The following is a 20,298-nucleotide window of genomic DNA, read 5'->3' on the forward strand; positions in this document are numbered from 1 at the left end:
TGATCGTTTTCTGGATAAATTTACCTGATTACCCATTTTGTACTGAAAACCTTTATCTCTTGCTGAGTGAGAGATTAATTACTGTAATTGGTATAATTCTGAGTTTTCCAGCATAAACCTAAAAACATCAGTTGAACGCTGAGTATATGAGTAACTGTTTGTGCAATACGATGATTTTATTATCATGGTTTTCACCCAATGAGTGAAGTGCTCTACGCTCACAAGCTTGCTAAAATAGCTGCTATCTGCGTTGTAATTGCTTAAGGAAAGTTACAGAAAAAAGTATACCGATGAGTTCTCGCCACTCCAGCTCAAGCTGGAAACGAAGTAACGACAGCTTTGCATGTCGGTAGTCTAGTGCCTTTGCTTTTTTCTATAAAAGTCACTGGATACCAGCCTTCGCTGGCATGACAAAGATTGGTACTTTATAAATCGCTAAAACCCTAGGGTCTGTTGATCTTTCAGGATTAAATTTTGTGCTATTTGAGCATTTATCTGTTCAAGGCGTGAGCAGTGATGCTTAGCCATCTAAGTGAGCTTGTCACAACACAGAACAGTGAATGCTCAAAAGCATCGAAAAAAGAGAGAGCGTAAATTGGTCGCTCTTTCTAAATAAAAGGTGCTGCGTTATCGTTTTCTTATTTGGAAACGAAGTAACGACAGTTTTGTATGTCGATAATAACCAAACCTCACAAACTCTGCCTTGCATAAAATAACCAATTTATCGCTGCAAAAACAATCACGAAAGATCAACAGACCCTAAGACCATTTAATGCTTTAATTCATCTGGTATCGGCTGCTCTAGTGGAATAGGTGTCGGTTTACGCCCTTTCCCGCCTTGGAATTGACGTAATTGAAATACGTAAGCTAACACCTGAGCTACAGCCGTGAATAAACCGTCAGGGATTTGTTGATCTACTTTAGTCGTGTAATAAATAGCTCTTGATAATGGTGGAGCTGAAACGATGCTTACATCATGATTGCGAGCAATTTCACGAATTTTGAATGCAATATCATCCACTCCTTTTGCTACAACATATGGAGCTATTGCTTTGTCGGCATCGTACTTAACTGCTACAGCGTAGTGCTCAGGGTTAACTACAATTACATCAGCATTTGGTACCTCAGCCATCATCTTACGTTGAGAAATTTCTCGCTGTAACTGTCTAACGCGGCCTTTTACTTCTGGTTTACCTTCGGTATCTTTATATTCATCTTTAACTTCTTGTTTTGTCATTTTTAGTTGCTTGTTGTGGTTCCACAACTGAAATGGCACATCAATAACGACAATCAATAAAGTAGCACTGCACAAAACAATAAACATCCAAACCAGCATATCTAAGGTTTCGTAGACATTCGCCGGTAAATGAGATGTCGATAACTGCATGATATCGTCGAAATAAAAACTCAATAAGACATAGGCAGAAATAGCAATCACTAAAAATTTAGCTATACCTTTCGTCAGTTCAATCAATGCTTGAACACCAAACATGCGTTTAAATCCGGCCATAGGGCTTAACTTACTGGCTTTAGGCATCATAGCCTTAGTCGAGAATGACATACCACCGAGCACGACATTACCAAGAAAAGCCACAACAGCAATCAAGCAAACAATACTAAACACGGGCCACATGATCTCCGTTGCCACAACACCCCACACTCGTAACATTGCATCGGTATCATAAATTTCAACTCGATCCATAGTGAAAACTTTAGTCATCATCCTATTTAGGCTCTCTGCTAATGCAGGACCAATTAGAGCGAACGACACCGCGGCAGCCAACAAAACCGCTGATGTGCCTAATTCTTTTGATCGTGCAACCTGCCCTTTTTCCCTTGCCTGTTGCAGCCGTCTGGCGGTGGGGGATTCGGTGCGTTCTTGACCAGTATCTTCAGCCATTGCTAACGTCCTCCAGACATAGTGCTTGGCGGCACTTTACATGTCAGTTCTAGCATATCGCACATGAGCCCTTGGGCTGAATTCCAGACTTCACCAAAGTGGGCCATGATGGGTGTTAATGTTAGCCATAGAATCAACAAACCACTGAGCATGGTGATTGGAAAACCAATTGAGAAAATATTTAATTGTGGCGCGGCACGAGTCATGACTCCAAACGAAAGATTAATGAGTAGTAAAGCCAGAATGGCAGAAATTGACATTGTCAGCGCGGCACCAAACATATAAGAGCCCCAATAAGCCATTGCTCGATAATTAGCGATATTAATGCCATTTTCAGAGACTGGTATCGTCTCGAAGCTCGCTATGAGCATTTTGAGCATCAACAAATGGCCATCAACCGCCAAAAAAATAAACGTAGAAAGAATCAAAAAGAAGTTACCAACAGCAGGAACTTGTTGACCTGAACCAGGATCGACCATTGAAGCAAAGCCTAAGCTGGTTTGCATACCGATGATTTGTCCTGTTAATACAAAAGTATTCATCAGCATGAGACTCACGAACCCCATAGCAACACCAATTAATATTTGCTGTGCTGTTATAAAAACCGCTGGTAGCGAAAATAACTCAGTATTGGGCATTGGTGGAAGGATTGGCGCAATGGCGATTGTTATCGCAACTGATAACAGCAACCTCACTCTTGCAGGTGTAGTATTGGCACCAAAGATTGCCATTACCATCAACATGCTGGATATTCGAAACAAAGGCCACATATAACCAGCGATAGTCTGGTTAATCGTGCTCATCAAAATTTCCATTACTAACCAATAACCTGCGGAATACGATTAACCATTTCCACAAAAAATTCCATCATAGTGCGTACTAACCAGTGCCCAAGCATCATCAAGGCAAATAATGTCATCAATAAACGGGGCAAAAAACTTAATGTTTGTTCGTTAATTGACGTCGCGGCTTGAAACACAGCAACAACAAGACCAATCCCTAAGCCCGGTAAAATGATAACTGACACTAAAAGTACAATAACCGATAATGCTTCACGAAAAATGTCTATAAGTGCTTCAGGAGTCATAAGCTTACCTATAAACCAAAACTATTCGCGAGGGTTCCCATAACCAACCCCCAGCCGTCAACTAAGACAAAAAGCATAATTTTAAATGGTAATGAAACAATCATAGGAGACAGCATCATCATACCCATTGCCATTAATATACTGGCGACTACAAGATCTAACACTAAAAAAGGGACAAAGAGCATAAAACCAATTTGAAATGCGGTTTTCAACTCACTTGTAATAAAGGCTGGGATGAGCACACTGATAGGTGCCTCTTCTGGAGAGTTAATGTTTTTATAACCTGAAATTTCAACAAATGTTTCTAGATCTGTCATTCGCGTTTGCGACAACATGAACTCCATTAAAGGCTTTTTGCCTGCATGAAAGGCTTGCTCAATGGTATAGCCATTATTCATATAAGGTTTGACACCTTGATCATAAACCTTATCGATGACCGGTGACATGATAAAGAATGTCATAAACATACTAATACCAATCAATACTTGGTTTGATGGCGTTTGTTGCAGACCAATAGCTTGTCGTAAAATTGACAAAACAACGATGATTCGAGTAAACGACGTCAGCATAATTACCATTGCAGGTAAAAAACTCAGCGCCGTCATCAATAACAAGATTTGCATTGTTACTGAGTATTGTGTTGAACCATCGGCACCTGTGCTGACGGTAACAGCAGGTAAAATACCGTCTTGGGCAATAGCCATAGGAGAAAGTGTTAGTAAAGCAAGCAATATGTATTTAAGCAGACGCATCGTTTTTCCCAGCTTTTGCTTGGCGTAATTTATTAGCAAAGGTTTCAGCTTTAACTTTTATTGGGTCTTCAATTTTATCAATAAGACTCACATTATGAGGCGTGACGCCAAGTAGATATTGTTTCCCTTCTACTTCTAGCAATACCACTTTTTCTTTTTGTCCAAGAGGTGCAACCGCCACTGTTTTTAAGGCACCATTTGAGGAAGGTGCTAAATTAAAGCGTCGAACTATGTACGCTAAAACAAATATCACTCCTAAAACAACAAACAAGCCGCCCATCATACCCGCTAGGCTTGATACCATATCTGAACTTTCGGCGATTTTTGGAGTTTCAGCAGAGACACTTGCTATTGTTGTAATAAATAGACTGGACATTACCCACCCTGTTAACAGTTATTATCTTCCTTGCTCTACTTTAGCAGAAATCCCAAGATCCAATGGTAAAGATTTTTGGAATGTAGAAAGAAAATAATCCACACTCCAATCCTCTAGTTACTTTAACTTCTTAATTCGCTCAGTTTGGCTGATCACATCCGTCAAACGAATACCAAACTTATCGTTTACGACAACCACTTCACCATGAGCAATCAAAGTGCCATTAACCATAACATCTAACGGTTCACCAGCAATTCTATCTAACTCAACCACTGAACCTTGATTAAGCTGTAATAAATTGCGAATGCTGATAAAACTGCGACCGACTTCCATTGAAATCGTCACAGGAATATCAAGAATCGCATCTAAACCAGACTGATCTGCGCCTACTGAGCCTGAATCATCTTTCAGCTCATCGAGATCAGCCGTTGTTGCAGTATCTTCAGCTTGCTCGGCCATAGCCGATGCCCAATCGTCATCTGTACTCATTACTACACCTTATATCTCAGAAATTTCTCGAGATTTCCCTTTATTTGTGACTAATTGTAATTCGTTTTTAGTGGTTTCTGGGCGAGGTATTTTCTCACAGATTTTCAATGCGAGATTCTCACGAGACTTACCCATCTTACATCTGAATGTAGGCAAATCTTCCACTTTCATTAATACGTGTTCTGATAACTCAATTGGAATGACATCACCAGCTTTCATGCTCATGACTGAACGCAGTGAAACCTCAGCCTCTGCAATATCGGCAGAAAAACCGACATCGACGTCCATAATTTCATCAGTTAAAGCCTGTGACCAACGCATATCTGTGTCTTGTTTATCACTTTGAACACCGGCGTCCAGCAATTCTCTAATAGGTTCAATCATTGAGTACGGCATCGTGATATGAAAATCACCGCCACCACCATCAACTTCGATGTGAAACGAGCTAATGACAACGACTTCTGTCGGGCTGACGATATTTGCCATAGCTGGGTTAACTTCAGAGTCCAAGTAATCGAACTCAACGTCCATTATTGGTGCCCATGCCTCTTTATAATCTTCAAAAATAATTTTTAATAACAGTTGAACTATTCGACGCTCAGTTGGTGTAAATTCACGCCCTTCTATTTTTGCATGAAAACGACCGTCACCACCAAAGAAGTTATCCACCAAAATAAACACTAATCGCGCTTCCATGGTGATAAGTCCAGTGCCTTTTAGCGGACTGAAACGCACCATATTAAGACTTGTCGGAACAAATAAGCTATGAACATATTCGCCAAATTTTAGCATTTGTACGCCATTAATCGACACTTCGGCGGTACGACGCATCATGTTGAACATGCTAATTCGTAAATGACGAGCAAATCGCTCATTCACAATTTCGAGCGTAGGCATTCGTCCACGGACGATACGATCTTGTGACGAAAAATCATAAGTTTGGGCATTTTCATCCCCGAACTCACCTTCATCTTCTTCGACATCGTCGACCCCGTGTAATAGGGCGTCAATTTCGTCTTGGCTTAATAAATCACTCACAGCATTGCCTTAACTTCGTCAATGTTCATACTATTTACTGCATCACAAAGCCAGTAAACAAGACTCTTTCAACTGCTTTATTGCCCATGATTGGCAACAAAGCATTTTGTACATTAATAGCCGCTTGCTGGCGTAACTCATCTTTACCCGCTTGCGTGCTTAATTTCAGGGCATTACTGCCACTAAATGTATTCAATAATTCTGATTTCACCAGTGGTATATGCTTTTTTATACCAATCGCGTTGTCTTCACCACGCACCATTAGCTGAACTTGGATTTGCACTAACACTGAGCCATTATCGCTCGACAAGTTAAATAAAAATCGTCCCGGCATCGGTACATATATAGCTTCTTCATCACTTGGCTTTTCTTCCATCGACATTTCATCGCCGTTTTCCATTGCCATTTTTTGCTCTGATGCTGAGTCATCTCCTGATAAAAACCAAAAGGTTCCGCCACCAGCTAAAAGTAAAACTACAACCGCTACGATAATTAGCATTAATGGACTCTTTTTCTTCGGAGCTTGTTCTTCAAGCGACAGAGACTCTTCTTCAGCCATAATTTCCTCTTAGAATTTCTTCTTGAAACCAGATATCAATAAGACAGCCGTATAGCTTACCGAATTAAGCATAATAATCTATACCTGAAGCTTCAGTTGACGCTATATTCAGTACTAACTGCTCATCATTTGTTGCAGTTTCATTCCATCCGCTATTCAAGGATGAATTACCATCTTGCTCCGAGCCTTGCCCGCCCCGCTCTTGGCTATTGTTATCATGATAAGAAATTTCACTATCCGATAACTCCATACCTTGCTCAGCTAACATATCTCTTAATCTTGGTGTCGCTTGTTCGAGCAATTCTTTTGCTCCCGGTTGCGTCACATGAAACTGAACTTGTGTTTGATCTTGCTGAACTTGAATCTTTACTAACATATGTCCGAGTTCAGGTGGATCCAAACGAATTTCAGCCTGACCAATGCCATTATTTACCATTGCGATCAGTTGTTGCTTCATTACTGGAGAAAACCGCTGGATCATCTCCTGCATTGGTGGAGTTTGTTCTCCAGCTTGCTTAAGTGATACCTGCAACTGTGGGGTGTCAACACGGCCCTCAGCCCTGTTGAGAAGGTTCATTCCACTCGTAAGCTGTGAAGAATTGTTCTGGCTATTTGAAGATGCTTTCTCCAATGAATTCAATAACTCTCCTTCATCCACTTGAAAGTCACCGTCAAGGACTTCACTGGCTACCGGTTCAGTAGCCAGTTTTATTGGGGTTTGTATTGGTGTATGTATTGGTGTTTGTTTGGCTACTTCATTAGAACCACCTTGGCTTAGATCTTTTATTACGCCAGCTTTCCCATCGACATCGCCACTGAGTGTTTTACCAAGTTCAGAATTGCTGAATGTCTTGGCAGATACATCCGTTGTACTTTCTAGAGAGCTTGATAAAGCCTGTTGTGGTGTCGATGCAGGTTCTAACTTAGGCTGAATCATTGAAGTATTTGTAGCCACGATATTTTGCGTGTCTTGCCCAGCCGTATTTATGCCGCTTTGAGGTACTTGAGCAACTTGAGTCGGAACTTCAATACTGTCAGCGCTTATTAATTCTGAATGTGATAACAAATTATCTGAAAATTCGGTTTGTGATTTTATATCCGCTTCTTTCGCTAATTCAGTTTGTGGCAAATGCGGCAATATTTGACCGCTCACACTCGGTGACTCGTCTAAATCAGTATTATAAGATTGAGCCGCACTGATTTGTATAAGTAATTTATCAGGTGTCGTTTCTTCTTTAACATTGCCATTACCCGATAAATCATCAGTAAGTAACTCAGAAAACGGTGTTTTTTCAGGCAGAGGTGATGGCGAAACTTCTCGAATTGGATTTACGGATTCTTCAGCCAAAATCGTGGAAAATCCAGAGTCTAATTTATCTGACGCAGTAAGTTCGTTAACACTTGCATAGCTCTGAGTGGCCTTTGAATTACTTAGTACTAGGTTTTCTCCTGTACTTAAAATCATTTCATTAACTTGCGCCACAACAACCTCCATTTTGCTTATCTAGCCAAAATCCTATTTCAGTAGATAAAATCAGCAATTCGCTTAAAGTCTCAATGATACCAATATTAAATAACGTCAATATTTGTCATTAACCGCACAAAACCAAGCAATGTTCATGCCAAAGCCGAGTTCATGATTTGCATAACCAAACTAAAAACAATCAATGAATCACCACACCCCAGAGGGGCGAGGAATTAAACCCTGAGTGATTAATATTTTTTCCTGAACTCCCGAAAGCTATCTAATACCAATTACAGTAATTGGTATAACATTTATCCAAACCATTAATTAAAGTTAACTATTAATGACTTATATTACTTTATATCATCCACTCAATTATCAGCAATTAGGTAACACCATGGCTAACCCAATAATATCAATTCCTATCAAGATAGAGCCTCAACTACATTCAGGGCCAGCAGAGGATATCGAACCTGATATAGAATTAAAGTTTGGACCAAACAAAGCATTTATAGTTACATTCGGTTATTGCGAGGCTTGTAAAAACTCTATGAGTCTTTCTGACTTTATGGAACACAAAGATAAATGTGAAGCAATCAAATTTAAAATTAAAGAACTATTAGCCTCTTTACCAACCCCTCCATATGAAGAAAGCTGTCGACTGGAACTCATAAAACTTGCTCCTACCAACAAAGCAAAGTTCGCTAAGGCGATGGTTGAAATGAACCATTTATGGAAAAAACTAGGTGAAGAATTTAATTTGCCACCAAACAAACTCCAAGAAATTCAAGCGCAAATATTAATAAAAAGCGTAATGTCTTGCATGTCTGACACATTAGAAATCCTAATACGCAGTGGAGTAAGCAACTCCGTGTTTATTAGCGCCAGTGCTCAAGACATCTATGCAGTTACAGAAGGGTTTATTAAAGACGGTTCACTTGAGTGTGATGCGGGTGTCAAAGTGCTCAAAAACTTGTTAGCTCTTTCTTAGCGAACCTTTTTATTGCGAAAAAGTTGTTGAATGGCAAATTCATCGATAAGCTTTTGCTCAGATTTAGCTTCTGTCACTTGTTGTTTAACTGCTTTTTTTTCTAAAAGCATTTCAACCGCTTTTCGCTTTTGCTGTTTTTCCATCCAATATTGTTGGCGATACCCTTGTTGTTGTTCTGCTTTTTTGACTGCCTCAACTTGTTGTCCAACAGCTTGATCGATTTGACCAACAAAACGGTGAAATTGGTGATATTGAGAAGCACTCAAATTCGAACCCACTTTCCCTGACATTTGCTGCATGTACTCCAATCGATAATTATTGAGCGAGTCAAGTTGTTGGCGTGCTTTTTGGTGCTCTGATTTTGCCGAGCGTAATTGCAAACTTGCTTGCTCTTCAGCGTCTTTAGCGAGTTGTAGTACAAGTTGCAGCGGGTCTTTTTTCACCATTAATTTAAGCCTTATTTATACCAATTACAGTAATTAATCTCTCACTCAGCAAAATCTAAAGGGTTTCAGTGCAAGGCACAAGCTCGAAGTACTATATTCCCTACGGCCGCCATACAAAACTGGCGTTCAACGCACTTAGTGCTTTTGTCGGGATAATTCAAGTGCTTGTAACGCAGTAATGGAACCCTTTAGCCTTGCCCTTCGGGAGCTTGTATGTGCTCACTTTGGTTTATAAAGAATACTTCTCAAAATTGTCTTGACGTAGCAATGTAATAACGACAGCTTTGTATGTTGGTAACAACTATGCCTTCATCTATTTCGATTGTACTTTGAACACATACATAGCTCTGAGCTGGGAATTTAATTACTGTAATTGGTATTACTTACACTGCGCCGCAAGTTGATTCAACATCGTGGCGCAATCATTAAAACTGATCGCATCGCGCATGCCTTGTCTCAAAAAAGCATTCATGGCAGGTTGTAACCGAATCGCATTATCTAATTGAGGATCACTACCTTGGGTATAAGCGCCAATTGATATCAAATCACGATTTTGCTGATAATGAGAATACATTTGTTTCACTTTACGCGTGCTATCAAGATGCTGTTCATCAACAACCATAGGTGCGACACGACTGATACTCGCTTCAATATCAATTGCAGGGTAATGCCCTGAATCAGCGAGTGTGCGAGATAATACGATATGACCATCTAAAATGGCTCGTGAAGCGTCTGCAATAGGATCTTGTTGATCATCACCTTCTGTTAGCACGGTATAAAATGCTGTGATTGACCCTTGGTTTACACTGCCATTTCCGGCTCGCTCAACCAACTTAGGCAGTTTCGCAAATACTGAAGGCGGATAGCCTTTAGTAGCGGGCGGCTCTCCTACCGCTAAAGCAATTTCACGTTGAGCTTGGGCATACCTTGTTAAACTATCCATTAATAATAAAACGTTGTAGCCAAGATCACGAAAATACTCGGCGATTCTGGTGGATGTTTCACAGGCTCGTAAACGCACAAGTGGAGATGTATCAGCTGGCGCGGCAACAACAACGGCACGTGCGCGACCTTCTGGCCCTAATATTTCTTCGATAAACTCTTTTACTTCTCGGCCACGTTCGCCAACTAACCCAACGACAATAATGTCTGCGGTTGTGCCGCGAGTCATCATCCCTAACAGCACACTCTTACCGACACCGGAGCCAGCAAATAACCCCATCCGCTGCCCTTTTCCGACAGTAAGCATGGCGTTAATTGCACGTACACCAACATCGAGAGGTTCTTCGATTGCTTTACGGGATAGTGGATTTATTGCAGGGCTATGAGCCGAAGCTTGTTCAGTTGAATTTAATGCACCTAACCCGTCAATGGGTTGACCGCTGCCATCCAATACTCGGCCTAATAGTGACAATCCTACATTCAGATTGGCTTTAGCGCCTAAGGGAACAACTCTCGCACCAGGTAATACTCCGCGCAACTCATCAACAGGCATCAAATAAAGGAGCTCGTTTTCAAATCCAATAACTTCGGCTGTAAGCTCGCCTTCCATTGTTTCTATTGAGCACAAGCTGCCAACGGGTGCTGTGCAACCACTTGCTTCCAGCGTTAGCCCGACAACTCTAACTAATTGCCCACTCGCGACAGCACGAAAAGGAGTAACACGTTTTTGATGCGCTTCTAATTTATTAAGAAGGTTCTGAGGACGACTGTTCATCATTTGACTCCAACAGACCTTGATCTTGTGATTGCAGCTTCGACGCTTTTTCAATCTCGTCAGACAGAGCCGTTTGCAGCTGCTTTTCAAGTTGATGCTGCTGTTCAAGTAAAGCGGCTAACACCGCTTCACTTCGACTCGCTAAGCGCATATCAACATTTGAACGTTGGCTTGAAACAAAGCAATCACCGGCTTGCAAAGATGGGTCTGATTCAATAATCCATTGATTACGCTCTAACTGAGCCGCTGAATAAGCTTGTTCAACTAAGTTGGCATCATCTGGGTGCAGACGGATCACAACTTCTTGTTTTTTGACAGGCAAAGCTTCAACACCTTGTCGAAGCACACTTAAAATATGCTCAGGATGAGTTTTAATCTCACTGCCTACAATAGCCTTAGCTAAGTTGGTTGACAGTGCAAGTAGACATGCTTCGACTTGGGTATCAATCACCGATAACGGCTGCTCAATTTGAGTGACAATTTTTTCCAGCTTTGTTAACAAATCAGCTGAGTCTGCTAACCCTTGCTCCAAGCCTTGTTGTTTACCTTGCTCAAAGCCTTCTTCATGACCCTGTGCTAAGCCATCTAACCGACCTTTTTCTAGACCTTCATTCTTACCTTGTTCGAACCCTTGCTCACGAGCTTCTGCTTCGGCTTCTTTCTGAAGGTGTTCAATGTCCGCGAGGGTTGGTGGCGCAATATACTCATCATGTTCAGTTTCTTGCTCTGAAGATGAGTAGCGACCAAATAAATTTGCGTCAACATTCGTGGTTTGCGTTACATCAGGTAATTGCCATTGCTGGAATTCATTATTGGCTGCTGCACTGTCATTTAAATCAATAGATTCAGGCTCAACACTAGAGGAACTCATCACCGCCTCCACCGCCGCTTAACATTAGCTCACCACTCTCACTCAATCTTCGAGCTATGGATAATATTTCTTTTTGGGCAACCTCAACTTCGCTGATCCGTATCGGCCCCATAGCTTCTAAGTCATCATTTAACAATTCTGCTGCACGTTTGGACATGTTCCCAAGCAGTTTATTTTTAAGGGCATCGTCCGCACCTTTTAGCGCTTTCATTAGCACATCTTGTTGAATTTCACGCAATAAGGCTTGAATGCCTCGGTCGTCAACATCAATGAGGTTTTCAAACACAAACATAAGATCTTGAATTTGCTGAGCCATTTCTTCATCAGATTCACGCAATGTCTCCATTAAGTGACTCTCGACACCTGTATCCAAGAAGTTCATGATATTTGCTGCCGCTTTCAAGCCACCCATTTTGGCAGCTTGTGCACCACCTTGACCCGCGAACTGTTTTTCCATGATGTCATTTAATTCTTGTAATGCAGCAGGTTGCACTTCTTCAAGATTAGCAATACGCATCATTAAATCTAAACGTGTATTTTCAGGGAACTGTGCAAAAATTTCAGCGGCTTGATCCGGCTCAAGGTAAGATAATACAATCGTTTGAATTTGCGGATGTTCGTTTTGAATGATTGTTGCAACTTGTCTTGCATCCATCCATTTTAATGAATCAAGACCTTTCGAGCCTCCGCCAGCTACAATTTGCTCGATCAAGTTGCCAGCTTTGTCTTCACCTAATGCTGCGGTTAGGGCTTTACGGACAAAATCTTCACTATTAAAGCCAATCGCAGAAAACTTTTGGATTTCGTCCAAAAATAGTTTATGCACACCAATGACTTTTTCTTGGCCGTAATCTTGGGTAGAGGCCATTGCCATACCCAATTGTTGTACCTGTTTTGGCTCTAAATGGCGCAAAACAGAAGCGGCATCCGCTTCGCTTAAGCTCAACAACAAGATTGCGGCTTTTTCTACACCTGTAATATTACTCACTACAGCCGTAGAGACTTGGGTTGGGTCATCACTACTAATATCAGGCATCTTCTTGCAACCAGCTCTTAATTACTTGAGTTGAAAGCTCGGGCTCGTTGGCCACAAGCGCGCGAATCGCTTTGATCATATCATCATCTTTATGCAAATCGGGTATAAGAATTGAGCCATCATCAGCATAACTGTACTCTGAGTCCGATTTATTTAGCATCCCCAAGGTATCTACGGCATATTGATCTTCAATTTCTGCTAATTCGTTACCAGTGCTGCTTTCATCATTCGCTTTATCGCCATCTGGTTGAACCATTCGCTTAAACATTGGGCGAATGACCGTCACTATTAACACAATGACAACTAATGCACCCAAAGCGAGTTTGACCGTTCGCATAAACCATGGTTGCTCCCAAATTTCTGGTTTAGGTGCGCTTTCTACCAATTGATCCATAAATGGCACACTGACAACTTCTAGCACATCACCTCTAGCAGCATTAAAACCAACTGCGCCCTCAAGTAAACGGCGAATATTAGCAATTTCTTGATCATTACGAGACACGCGATCAACTTGGCCATTTTCATCGGCTACACCAGATTTAAAATTAACAGCAACAGAAACAGAGACACGATTTACAGTACCTACTTGTTGGCGAGTGTGGCTTACTGTCGTGTCTAATTCGAAATTGCGAGTGGCCTCGCGGTGCAAAGAGCCTGACGCTCCAGTTTCACTTGCCGCTGCATTTGTGGCATCTTGAGGGATATCTGATGCCGCAGGAGGCTGATTAGTCAACGCCCCCGGGATACCTCCAATCCCACCACCTTTTGAGTTCGTTTCTAACGTTTGCTCACTTCGCACAGCATTTTGATCTGGACTAAAACGTTTTGTTGTTTTTTCAACTGCAGTAAAGTCCATAGAAACATCAACTTGAGATGAAAAGTTTTCAGGACCTAGTATCGGAATAAGAATTGACTGGATTTTATTGCGGTATTCATTTTCTTTTGCCTGAGCAATTTCGATTTCTCGGCGTGCTCTGGAGGAAGCACCATCTTGACTGCCAGAATTAAGTAATCGACCCGACGAATCTGTCACGGTTACACGACTTGGGTCCATTCCTTGAACCGCAGAAGCCACAATATCAACGATTGAATCGATTTCTTCTTGCCCCAAACCACTTCGGCGAGTAGTGATCACCACTGTTGCACTTGGCTTAGAAGCACTTCGTGCGAATACGTTTTCTTTTGGCAGAGCTAAAATTACTTTTGCACGACTCACGCGCTTGAGTTCTTCAATAGCTCTCGCTAAATTCATCTCTTGGCTGTGCTTTAATCGTGCTTGCTCCATCCTTTGGCTAACGCCAAAACCACTGTCTTTACTCAAATAGTCATCATTTTTACTGCTACTTTCAACACCGGCGCGGCTTAACAATAATTTGACTTCTTGATACTTATTTTCAGGGACTAAAACAACATCAACTTCTATTTTTCGATCGATTTTATTCTTATCAAGTACATCAAGTACTTGGATCATCTCTTGGGTATCCATTTTCCCAAGAGGGCGATACTCAGGTTCTTGTGCTATTAAGATCACAAACACCGCAAGTGCAAGACATACAGCTAATGCCAGGATCATTGTCACTTGGCGAAGTGCGTTTGAACTACCAAGCCCGCCTAACATTCCTGATTTGTGTTCTTGCGCTGCGCCATCAACGCTTCCATTTGCATCTGAAGACGTATTTCCGCTTAGTGCTAATTCTGTGCTCACGATAACTACCTGTTCGCCAATTTAACTTACGGATTAAACCGTCATATTCATTATTTCTTTGTACGCATCGACCAGTTTATTTCTCACTTGGACTGTGGCTTCAAAAGCAACACTCGCTTTTTCTCTTGCAATCACAGTATCAGAAAGTGTGACACTGGTATCACCCATTTCCAAACGTGTTGCTAAATTGGCAGAGTTAGATTGTAGCTGATTGATATTTCCCATTGCCATCGACAATAACTCACTAAAGTCACTCCCTGAAGTGTTATTTACTTCACGAATTAATCCTGCACTTTGTAGATTAGCGGACGGAGTAATCTCTCCCTTGATGGACTGCATTTCTTGCAATAACTCATTAGCATTGATTTGCATACTCGTCTCCCTGCGACTTATTTTTGACGATAACCACTGTCAACAAACTAAGCATTAAGTGTGCCAAAAAAACAATCATTAGGATCTGTTGATCTTTCGTGACTGTTTTTGCAGCGATAAATTGGTTATTTTATGCAAGGTAGAGTTTGTGAGGTTTGGTTATTATCGACATACAAAACTGTCGTTACTTCGTTTCCAAATAAGAAAATGATAACGCAGCACCTTTGATTTAGAAAGAGCGACCAATATACGCCCTCTCTTTTTTCGATGCTTTTGAGCATTCACTGCTCTGTGTTGTGACCAGCTCACTTAGATGGCTAAGCATCACTGCTCACACCTTGAACAGATAAACCTAAATAAATCGGTTGGGAGCGTTCATATACGCAGAAAAAATTACTGATAGCAAGTCATGAATAGCAGCAAGTAGTGGTTCTACTTGCAAAATTTATAACGCAGCTAGCGGTGATTTTGGCAAGTATATGAATGTTCAGCACTCACCTGATTGGTGAATTAGGGTTGTTTAGTTTTGTATTTAACTTCAATAGATTAAAGCTAAATTGTGCGTTCAACCGATTTATTTAGGATAAATGCTCAAATAGCACAAAATTTAATCCTGAAAGGTCAACAGACCCTAGTCTTATGAATAACGAGCATAGATCAAATCATGAACAAATCATCATTAAGATTTAACTTTAAGGAAATTATAAAAAAACAATTATCTTATAAAATTAACCTAAGCAAATGAAAGCCCCCGCGAAGGCTGGAAACCAAGTAACGACAGTTTGTATGTCGGTAGTGTAGCGCCTTTTTCTTGTTTAGAAAAAGTCTCTGGGTACCAGCCTACGCTGGTATGGCAAATCACAGATCTCACTGATTAGTTCGCCCCAAAGGGCGGGGAACTAAACCCAAAGAGATTAAACATTAAGGTGAACAATATGGCTGTAAATAACAATTTTTTAGCTCTAGTAACTTACAACTTTGAAAACGGTGATATTGACATTTCAGAAGGCAGTGAGTCTACCGCTAAAAGAATTAGTGATGCTGTTTCTCAAGGTGAGCCTTTAAAAGTCACCATAATGCGCCAACAATACTCTAACTCAGAGCAAAATCATGCTGTTGAAACAACCTTTAACTTAACTTTGAAAAATGGGAAGTTTGTTGAAGACTCATCAATCATGACGAAAGCGGCTCAAACACTAGAAAAGCTACTCCTTAATCAGAGTTATAATGCCAGCATAATCAGTGCCTTTCTTTCTAAAATAAATGAAGGAAAAAAATCTGACTTAAGTAGTTTTGCAGATAGTGAGTGGGTTATTACACAAAAAGGTGAAGATAAAAGCCACCCAAGCGAAACAAAACAAGCTTCAGCTCAAGCCAGCATTTCGTCGCAAGATGTTACGCCTATACTTGCCACACCAAAAGCGACTAATCACGAAAGTTATAGCAGTTATGAGAACGTTACAAAACTAGAAAGTATTAAGCAATTCATACAACCTATACCCGACACAGTCATAATTTTTGATTTAGACGACACATTAATTAGTGACGATGTAAAAGCGGAATATCAAACTAAATCAAAATTAACGCTAGAAGATGCATTAGTTGCTACCCACAAAACAACCACTATCCCAAATATACCGATGTATTTGGCTGAACTTAGAGCCAAATTACCTGATGGTGGTAAAATTGTTTTAATGACCAATTCGCTTGAATCTAGTATGAATCGAAAATTGCAAGCAATAGGATTAGAAAAGAAACTTTTTGACTTTATTGATACTAAAGATGAGGTTCTAGCCCGTACTCAAACTGAAAAAGCAACAAACAAAGGTTTGAGACTCGAAAACTTGTGTCAAAAGCACGGCCTTAAACCCAAACAAATTTGCATTGTCGATGACGAGAAACAACATTTAGATTCAGTTCGTAAATCGAGCCAAAAACTTAAAGTTCCAACGTTTGTTTCAGTCCAATATAGCGGTGCTTGCCTAATGCAACATCGTGCAGCGGCAATCACTCACTGCTACGATGATAGAATGGTAGGAAAATCATTAGATTACTATCTAAATTGGAACTACACAAAATCAGATTATAGTCGAGATGTTAAAGCTCAAAAAGATCAATATGACTCGGCAATATACTAGGGTCTGTTGATCTTTCGTGATTGTTTTTGCAGCGATAAATTGGTTATTTTACGCAAGGCAGAGTTTGTGAGGTTTGGTTATTATCGACATACAAAACTGTCGTTACTTCGTTTCCAAATAAGAAAACGATAACGCAGCACCTTTTATTTAGAAAAAGCGACCAATTTACGCTCTCTCTTTTTTCGATGCTTTTGAGCATTCACTGTTCTGTCTTGTGACCCGCTCACTTAGATGGCTAAGCATCACTACTCACGCCTTGAACCTAAAAACATTAGTTGAACGCTGAGTATATGAGTAACTGTTTGAGTCAATAAGATGACTTTATCATCATGGCTTTCACCCAATGAGTGAAGTGCTCTACGCTCACAAGCTTGCTAAAATGACTGATATCTGCGTTGTAACTTTTGCAAGTAGAATAACTACTTGCTGCAAGCTACGCCTTACTATCAGCCATTTTTTCTATGCTTGAGAACGCAGTCAACTGATGTTTCTAGGTTGAACAGAAAAATGCTCAAATAGCACAAAATTTAACCCTGAAAGATCAACAGACCTTAAGGATTGCATTCACTATGCTGGGATTTCTATCCCAGCATCTCTCATTTTAGCCATTTTATATCTAAGCGTTCTCGCACTAATACCCAGTTTTTCCGCAACCATTTTTCGGCTACCGTCACATTGATTTAATGTTTCTAATATAATCAAATGCTCTTGGGCTTGTAGCTCACCACCGAGACCTTCTTGCTGGGGTGCATTAACGACTTGTTCCGAACCACTGTTTGTCGATACATCCGCCGATGTCACCCTAGAGATTTCAGTAGCATCAATGATAATGTCGTTTGCGCTAATTTGTTTACCTTGCAGTAAAATCACCGCTCGCTGCATGACATTGTCAAGTTCACGAACATTTCCCGGCCAGCGATGCATTAATAACTTTCTAGTTGCTGCATCATCAAGTGTTGGCGTTTCCACAAAACCTTGTCTTTGACTGTGCCGCTCGATTAAGTGTCTCGCTAACGGCAGAATATCGGCAGGTCGCTGACTTAACGCAGGCCAAGTTAAAGGAAACACATTAATACGATAATATAAATCTTCCCGAAAGTTGCCTGACTCTGCCATTGCTTTTAAATCACGATTTGAAGTCGCAAGTACGCGTACATCAAGCTTAATGGTTTTTCGGCTTCCTAAGCGTTCCACTTCACGCTCTTGTAAAACCCTCAATAACTTAGCTTGTAAACCGAGTTCCATTTCTGATATTTCGTCAAGTAAAAGTGTACCGCCTTGAGCCTGTTCAAACTTGCCAGGACATGCCTGATGTGCGCCTGTAAAAGCACCCTTTTCATAGCCAAATAAGGTCGCTTCTAACATGTTTTCTGGAATGGCGGCGCAGTTAATTGCAATAAAAGCCGCATCATTACGATGGCTGTGTTGATGCACATAGCGAGCAAGCACTTCCTTACCTGAACCACTAGGTCCCATTATCATGACTGATGCGTCAGATTGAGCCACACGCTCCGCTAAGGATAGTAACTGCAAGCTTTTCTCATCTTCGACGATTGGCGCATTAAAATCTGTTTTACTCGGTAAGTATCGACTGACTTGGTTTATCAATACTTCTGTTGCAAATGGTTTAGCTAAATAATCCACCGCACCGAGTTTTATTGCCCTGACAGCGTCATTAATTGTGGCAAATGCTGTCATCATTAACATCGGAATTTTTGCATGGTTGGCTTGCATGTAATTTAATAACCCAAGCCCACCAATGCCTTCCATTTGGACATCGCTGATCACCATGTCAAAAGCCACTTTTTTGGTAACTGCAGATTTTAATTCAAGAATGGCATCCTCAGCACTTCCAACATCCACACAATCAAATTGTGCTAATAAAAGAGTATCAACTAATGCTTCACGAAGTGATTCATCATCTTCGACAAGTAATATTCTAGCTTCTGTCATAAGTACCTCTGGATGATTTTTTGCTTAGGCTGCAGCAGACAATGCAGGAAAGCTAAGGATAAAATGGCAACCTTTGCCAAGTTCACACTTTAAATTAATGTTGCCGTTGTGGTTTCTAACAACTGACTGAACAACAGCAAGCCCTAAACCCGTGCCTTGCGCCTTTGTTGTATAAAACGGTTCTAATATTCGTTTTTCTGTGCCTGACTCAAGACCTTTACCATCGTCAATCACTTCTAAAAACAATTGGGACTGTCTTTCACAAGATTTAACGGTGACATTTTTTGCGCCTGCTTCAAGACTGTTCATCACTAAATTGTTAATTGCTGAACTTAACGCATTTTCATTGGCCATTAACTGAGCTGATGATTCATTGATAAACCGTAATGTACAATTTTTCTTTTCTGCAATCGGCTCACAATCAGCTGAAACTTGTTCTAGCACTTGCTCGAAACTTACTGGTTCACCTTGTTGATTTTGGCGCCCTCTTGCCATTAACAACATGTCATTAACTTGATGTTCCAACTGATTTAATCGATTGATGAGTTTATCTTGAAACTTAGCTTTACTGGCTTCTGGCAACTTTGGATTTTTAAGATTTGATGCATAAAGCATCGCTGCTGAGAGCGGCGTACGAACTTGGTGAGCCAATTTTGCCACCATTTTTCCGAGCGAAGATAAACGTTGTAAATGAGATAGGTTCTGTTGAAGTTGCCGAGTTTCAGTAAGATCGGTCAAGACAATAAGCTGACCGGGTTCTGGCGATAGTGGCGTGATAGCAAGCTTAACTCGACGACCATTTCTGAGAGATACTTCATGCCCGTCATCTTTTTGCGGAGAAAAAGCACGATTAATGATGGTTAGCCACTTTTGCCCTTCGAGTGGTTCACCCAAGAGTTCTAATGCAACGGGGTTGGCCTGAGTCACCATACCATTACCATCCAGTATCACAATCCCTGAAGGCATGGCCTGTAAAATATGCTCGACACGGCTAGACATGTTATCAACTTCACCCTTAAATAAATTGGCTTTACTTGGGTGTGCAACGTCTTGTGCGTGTTTATTAATTGGCGTGACAGCCTGAACATTAGACAACTTACTCACTCCGTCAAAAAATTACCTATGACGGAGTTATGCAGTTATGATGCCAAAGTAAAACACCCCAGAGAAGCAAGGTATTGTCACTCTAGCGCAGGCCGGAAACCAAGTAACAACAGTGTTGTATGTCGGTAGTCTAGTGCCTTTGCTTTTTCTATAAAAGTCACTGGATACCAGCCTTAGTTGGTATGACAAAGATTGGTATTTTCTAAATCGCTAGATCCCTCAGTTCGCCCCTGTGGGCGAGGAATTAAACCTGAAGTAATCAAAGCTAATAGCTTGAACTGAATAGAATAGATAAAAAC

The 20,298-nt window shown here is 40.9% G+C and carries 19 protein-coding genes; 2 read left to right on the forward strand and 17 right to left on the reverse strand.

Features of this window, described 5'->3' with window-relative positions; all coding sequences use genetic code 11:
- Nucleotides 1-769 precede the first annotated feature (769 nt).
- From flhB to E2I05_RS14280, 9 genes are all read right to left on the reverse strand, one after another.
- Complete coding sequence (flhB, locus tag E2I05_RS14240; RefSeq protein ID WP_121851678.1) at nt 770-1,900, reverse strand: flagellar biosynthesis protein FlhB; 1,131 nt, start codon at nt 1,898-1,900, stop codon at nt 770-772.
- 2 nt (nt 1,901-1,902) lie between these two features.
- Nucleotides 1,903-2,715, reverse strand: coding sequence for a flagellar biosynthetic protein FliR (gene fliR / locus E2I05_RS14245; protein WP_121851677.1), 813 nt, complete (start codon nt 2,713-2,715; stop codon nt 1,903-1,905).
- 2 nt (nt 2,716-2,717) lie between these two features.
- Nucleotides 2,718-2,987: a flagellar biosynthesis protein FliQ gene (fliQ, locus tag E2I05_RS14250; protein ID WP_121851676.1), complete on the reverse strand. Its 270-nt coding sequence runs from the start codon at nt 2,985-2,987 to the stop codon at nt 2,718-2,720.
- 8 nt (nt 2,988-2,995) lie between these two features.
- On the reverse strand, nt 2,996-3,739 hold the full coding sequence (gene fliP, locus E2I05_RS14255; RefSeq protein ID WP_121851675.1) for a flagellar type III secretion system pore protein FliP: 744 nt from the start codon (nt 3,737-3,739) through the stop codon (nt 2,996-2,998).
- Nucleotides 3,726-4,115: a flagellar biosynthetic protein FliO gene (fliO, locus tag E2I05_RS14260; protein ID WP_121851674.1), complete on the reverse strand. Its 390-nt coding sequence runs from the start codon at nt 4,113-4,115 to the stop codon at nt 3,726-3,728. The genes fliP and fliO overlap by 14 nt, the downstream gene beginning before the upstream one ends.
- Nucleotides 4,116-4,232: 117 nt before the next feature.
- Nucleotides 4,233-4,604 carry a flagellar motor switch protein FliN gene (fliN, locus tag E2I05_RS14265; RefSeq protein ID WP_121851673.1) on the reverse strand — a complete coding sequence of 124 codons (372 nt, stop codon included), beginning with the start codon at nt 4,602-4,604 and terminating at the stop codon, nt 4,233-4,235.
- Nucleotides 4,605-4,613: 9 nt separating this feature from the next.
- Nucleotides 4,614-5,642 carry a flagellar motor switch protein FliM gene (gene fliM / locus E2I05_RS14270; protein WP_121851672.1) on the reverse strand — a complete coding sequence of 343 codons (1,029 nt, stop codon included), beginning with the start codon at nt 5,640-5,642 and terminating at the stop codon, nt 4,614-4,616.
- 34 nt (nt 5,643-5,676) lie between these two features.
- Nucleotides 5,677-6,201: a flagellar basal body-associated protein FliL gene (gene fliL, locus E2I05_RS14275; protein ID WP_121851671.1), complete on the reverse strand. Its 525-nt coding sequence runs from the start codon at nt 6,199-6,201 to the stop codon at nt 5,677-5,679.
- Nucleotides 6,202-6,265: 64 nt separating this feature from the next.
- Entirely contained in the window at nt 6,266-7,684 is a 1,419-nt protein-coding gene (locus tag E2I05_RS14280) for a flagellar hook-length control protein FliK (RefSeq protein WP_165905411.1), read from the reverse strand.
- 379 nt (nt 7,685-8,063) lie between these two features.
- Between E2I05_RS14280 and E2I05_RS14285 the strand changes: the two genes are divergently transcribed.
- A complete protein-coding gene (locus tag E2I05_RS14285; protein WP_133309711.1) occupies nt 8,064-8,657 on the forward strand; it encodes a hypothetical protein in 594 nt (197 codons plus the stop codon).
- Here E2I05_RS14285 and fliJ read toward each other — a convergent pair.
- The 6 genes from fliJ to fliE form a co-directional block, all read right to left on the reverse strand.
- Nucleotides 8,654-9,103, reverse strand: a complete 450-nt coding sequence (gene fliJ, locus E2I05_RS14290) for a flagellar export protein FliJ (protein ID WP_121851668.1) — start codon at nt 9,101-9,103, stop codon at nt 8,654-8,656. The two genes, E2I05_RS14285 and fliJ, sit on opposite strands and share 4 nt — an antisense overlap.
- Before the next feature lie 379 nt (nt 9,104-9,482).
- Nucleotides 9,483-10,820 (reverse strand): flagellar protein export ATPase FliI, encoded by a 1,338-nt coding sequence (fliI, locus tag E2I05_RS14295; RefSeq protein WP_121851667.1) that lies wholly within the window; start codon nt 10,818-10,820, stop codon nt 9,483-9,485.
- Nucleotides 10,792-11,691, reverse strand: coding sequence for a flagellar assembly protein FliH (locus tag E2I05_RS14300; protein WP_121851666.1), 900 nt, complete (start codon nt 11,689-11,691; stop codon nt 10,792-10,794). Before E2I05_RS14300 ends, fliI begins: the two co-directional genes overlap by 29 nt.
- Nucleotides 11,678-12,727 (reverse strand): flagellar motor switch protein FliG, encoded by a 1,050-nt coding sequence (fliG, locus tag E2I05_RS14305; RefSeq protein WP_121851665.1) that lies wholly within the window; start codon nt 12,725-12,727, stop codon nt 11,678-11,680. The genes E2I05_RS14300 and fliG overlap by 14 nt, the downstream gene beginning before the upstream one ends.
- Nucleotides 12,720-14,432, reverse strand: coding sequence for a flagellar basal-body MS-ring/collar protein FliF (fliF, locus tag E2I05_RS14310; protein ID WP_121851664.1), 1,713 nt, complete (start codon nt 14,430-14,432; stop codon nt 12,720-12,722). The genes fliG and fliF overlap by 8 nt, the downstream gene beginning before the upstream one ends.
- A gap of 33 nt (nt 14,433-14,465) precedes the next feature.
- Nucleotides 14,466-14,804: a flagellar hook-basal body complex protein FliE gene (gene fliE, locus E2I05_RS14315; protein ID WP_121851663.1), complete on the reverse strand. Its 339-nt coding sequence runs from the start codon at nt 14,802-14,804 to the stop codon at nt 14,466-14,468.
- Nucleotides 14,805-15,739: 935 nt separating this feature from the next.
- On the opposite strand from fliE, the gene E2I05_RS14320 reads away from it, so the two are divergent.
- Nucleotides 15,740-16,942 carry an HAD family hydrolase gene (locus E2I05_RS14320; protein WP_121851662.1) on the forward strand — a complete coding sequence of 401 codons (1,203 nt, stop codon included), beginning with the start codon at nt 15,740-15,742 and terminating at the stop codon, nt 16,940-16,942.
- 567 nt (nt 16,943-17,509) lie between these two features.
- On the opposite strand, the gene E2I05_RS14325 is transcribed toward E2I05_RS14320, so the two are convergent.
- Together E2I05_RS14325 and E2I05_RS14330 are read right to left on the reverse strand one after the other, a co-directional pair.
- Nucleotides 17,510-18,895, reverse strand: a complete 1,386-nt coding sequence (locus E2I05_RS14325; protein WP_121851661.1) for a sigma-54-dependent transcriptional regulator — start codon at nt 18,893-18,895, stop codon at nt 17,510-17,512.
- A 24-nt stretch (nt 18,896-18,919) separates the two neighbouring features.
- Nucleotides 18,920-19,990 (reverse strand): sensor histidine kinase, encoded by a 1,071-nt coding sequence (locus E2I05_RS14330; protein ID WP_279387021.1) that lies wholly within the window; start codon nt 19,988-19,990, stop codon nt 18,920-18,922.
- Between the last annotated feature and the right edge of the window lie 308 nt (nt 19,991-20,298).

The organism is Parashewanella spongiae, assembly GCF_004358345.1.
GTDB classification, from domain to species: Bacteria; Pseudomonadota; Gammaproteobacteria; order Enterobacterales; family Shewanellaceae; genus Parashewanella; species Parashewanella spongiae.

What these genes read in the sequence shown, in the direction of transcription:
- flhB (WP_121851678.1), bottom strand. Translation starts at nt 1,900, where the DNA reads ATGGCTGAAGATACTGGTCAAGAACGCACCGAATCCCCCACCGCCAGA.
- fliR (WP_121851677.1), bottom strand. Translation starts at nt 2,715, where the DNA reads ATGGAAATTTTGATGAGCACGATTAACCAGACTATCGCTGGTTATATG.
- fliQ (WP_121851676.1), bottom strand. Translation starts at nt 2,987, where the DNA reads ATGACTCCTGAAGCACTTATAGACATTTTTCGTGAAGCATTATCGGTT.
- fliP (WP_121851675.1), bottom strand. Translation starts at nt 3,739, where the DNA reads ATGCGTCTGCTTAAATACATATTGCTTGCTTTACTAACACTTTCTCCT.
- fliO (WP_121851674.1), bottom strand. Translation starts at nt 4,115, where the DNA reads ATGTCCAGTCTATTTATTACAACAATAGCAAGTGTCTCTGCTGAAACT.
- fliN (WP_121851673.1), bottom strand. Translation starts at nt 4,604, where the DNA reads ATGAGTACAGATGACGATTGGGCATCGGCTATGGCCGAGCAAGCTGAA.
- fliL (WP_121851671.1), bottom strand. Translation starts at nt 6,201, where the DNA reads ATGGCTGAAGAAGAGTCTCTGTCGCTTGAAGAACAAGCTCCGAAGAAA.
- E2I05_RS14285 (WP_133309711.1), top strand. Translation starts at nt 8,064, where the DNA reads ATGGCTAACCCAATAATATCAATTCCTATCAAGATAGAGCCTCAACTA.
- fliJ (WP_121851668.1), bottom strand. Translation starts at nt 9,103, where the DNA reads ATGGTGAAAAAAGACCCGCTGCAACTTGTACTACAACTCGCTAAAGAC.
- fliI (WP_121851667.1), bottom strand. Translation starts at nt 10,820, where the DNA reads ATGAACAGTCGTCCTCAGAACCTTCTTAATAAATTAGAAGCGCATCAA.
- E2I05_RS14300 (WP_121851666.1), bottom strand. Translation starts at nt 11,691, where the DNA reads ATGAGTTCCTCTAGTGTTGAGCCTGAATCTATTGATTTAAATGACAGT.
- fliG (WP_121851665.1), bottom strand. Translation starts at nt 12,727, where the DNA reads ATGCCTGATATTAGTAGTGATGACCCAACCCAAGTCTCTACGGCTGTA.
- fliE (WP_121851663.1), bottom strand. Translation starts at nt 14,804, where the DNA reads ATGCAAATCAATGCTAATGAGTTATTGCAAGAAATGCAGTCCATCAAG.
- E2I05_RS14320 (WP_121851662.1), top strand. Translation starts at nt 15,740, where the DNA reads ATGGCTGTAAATAACAATTTTTTAGCTCTAGTAACTTACAACTTTGAA.
- E2I05_RS14325 (WP_121851661.1), bottom strand. Translation starts at nt 18,895, where the DNA reads ATGACAGAAGCTAGAATATTACTTGTCGAAGATGATGAATCACTTCGT.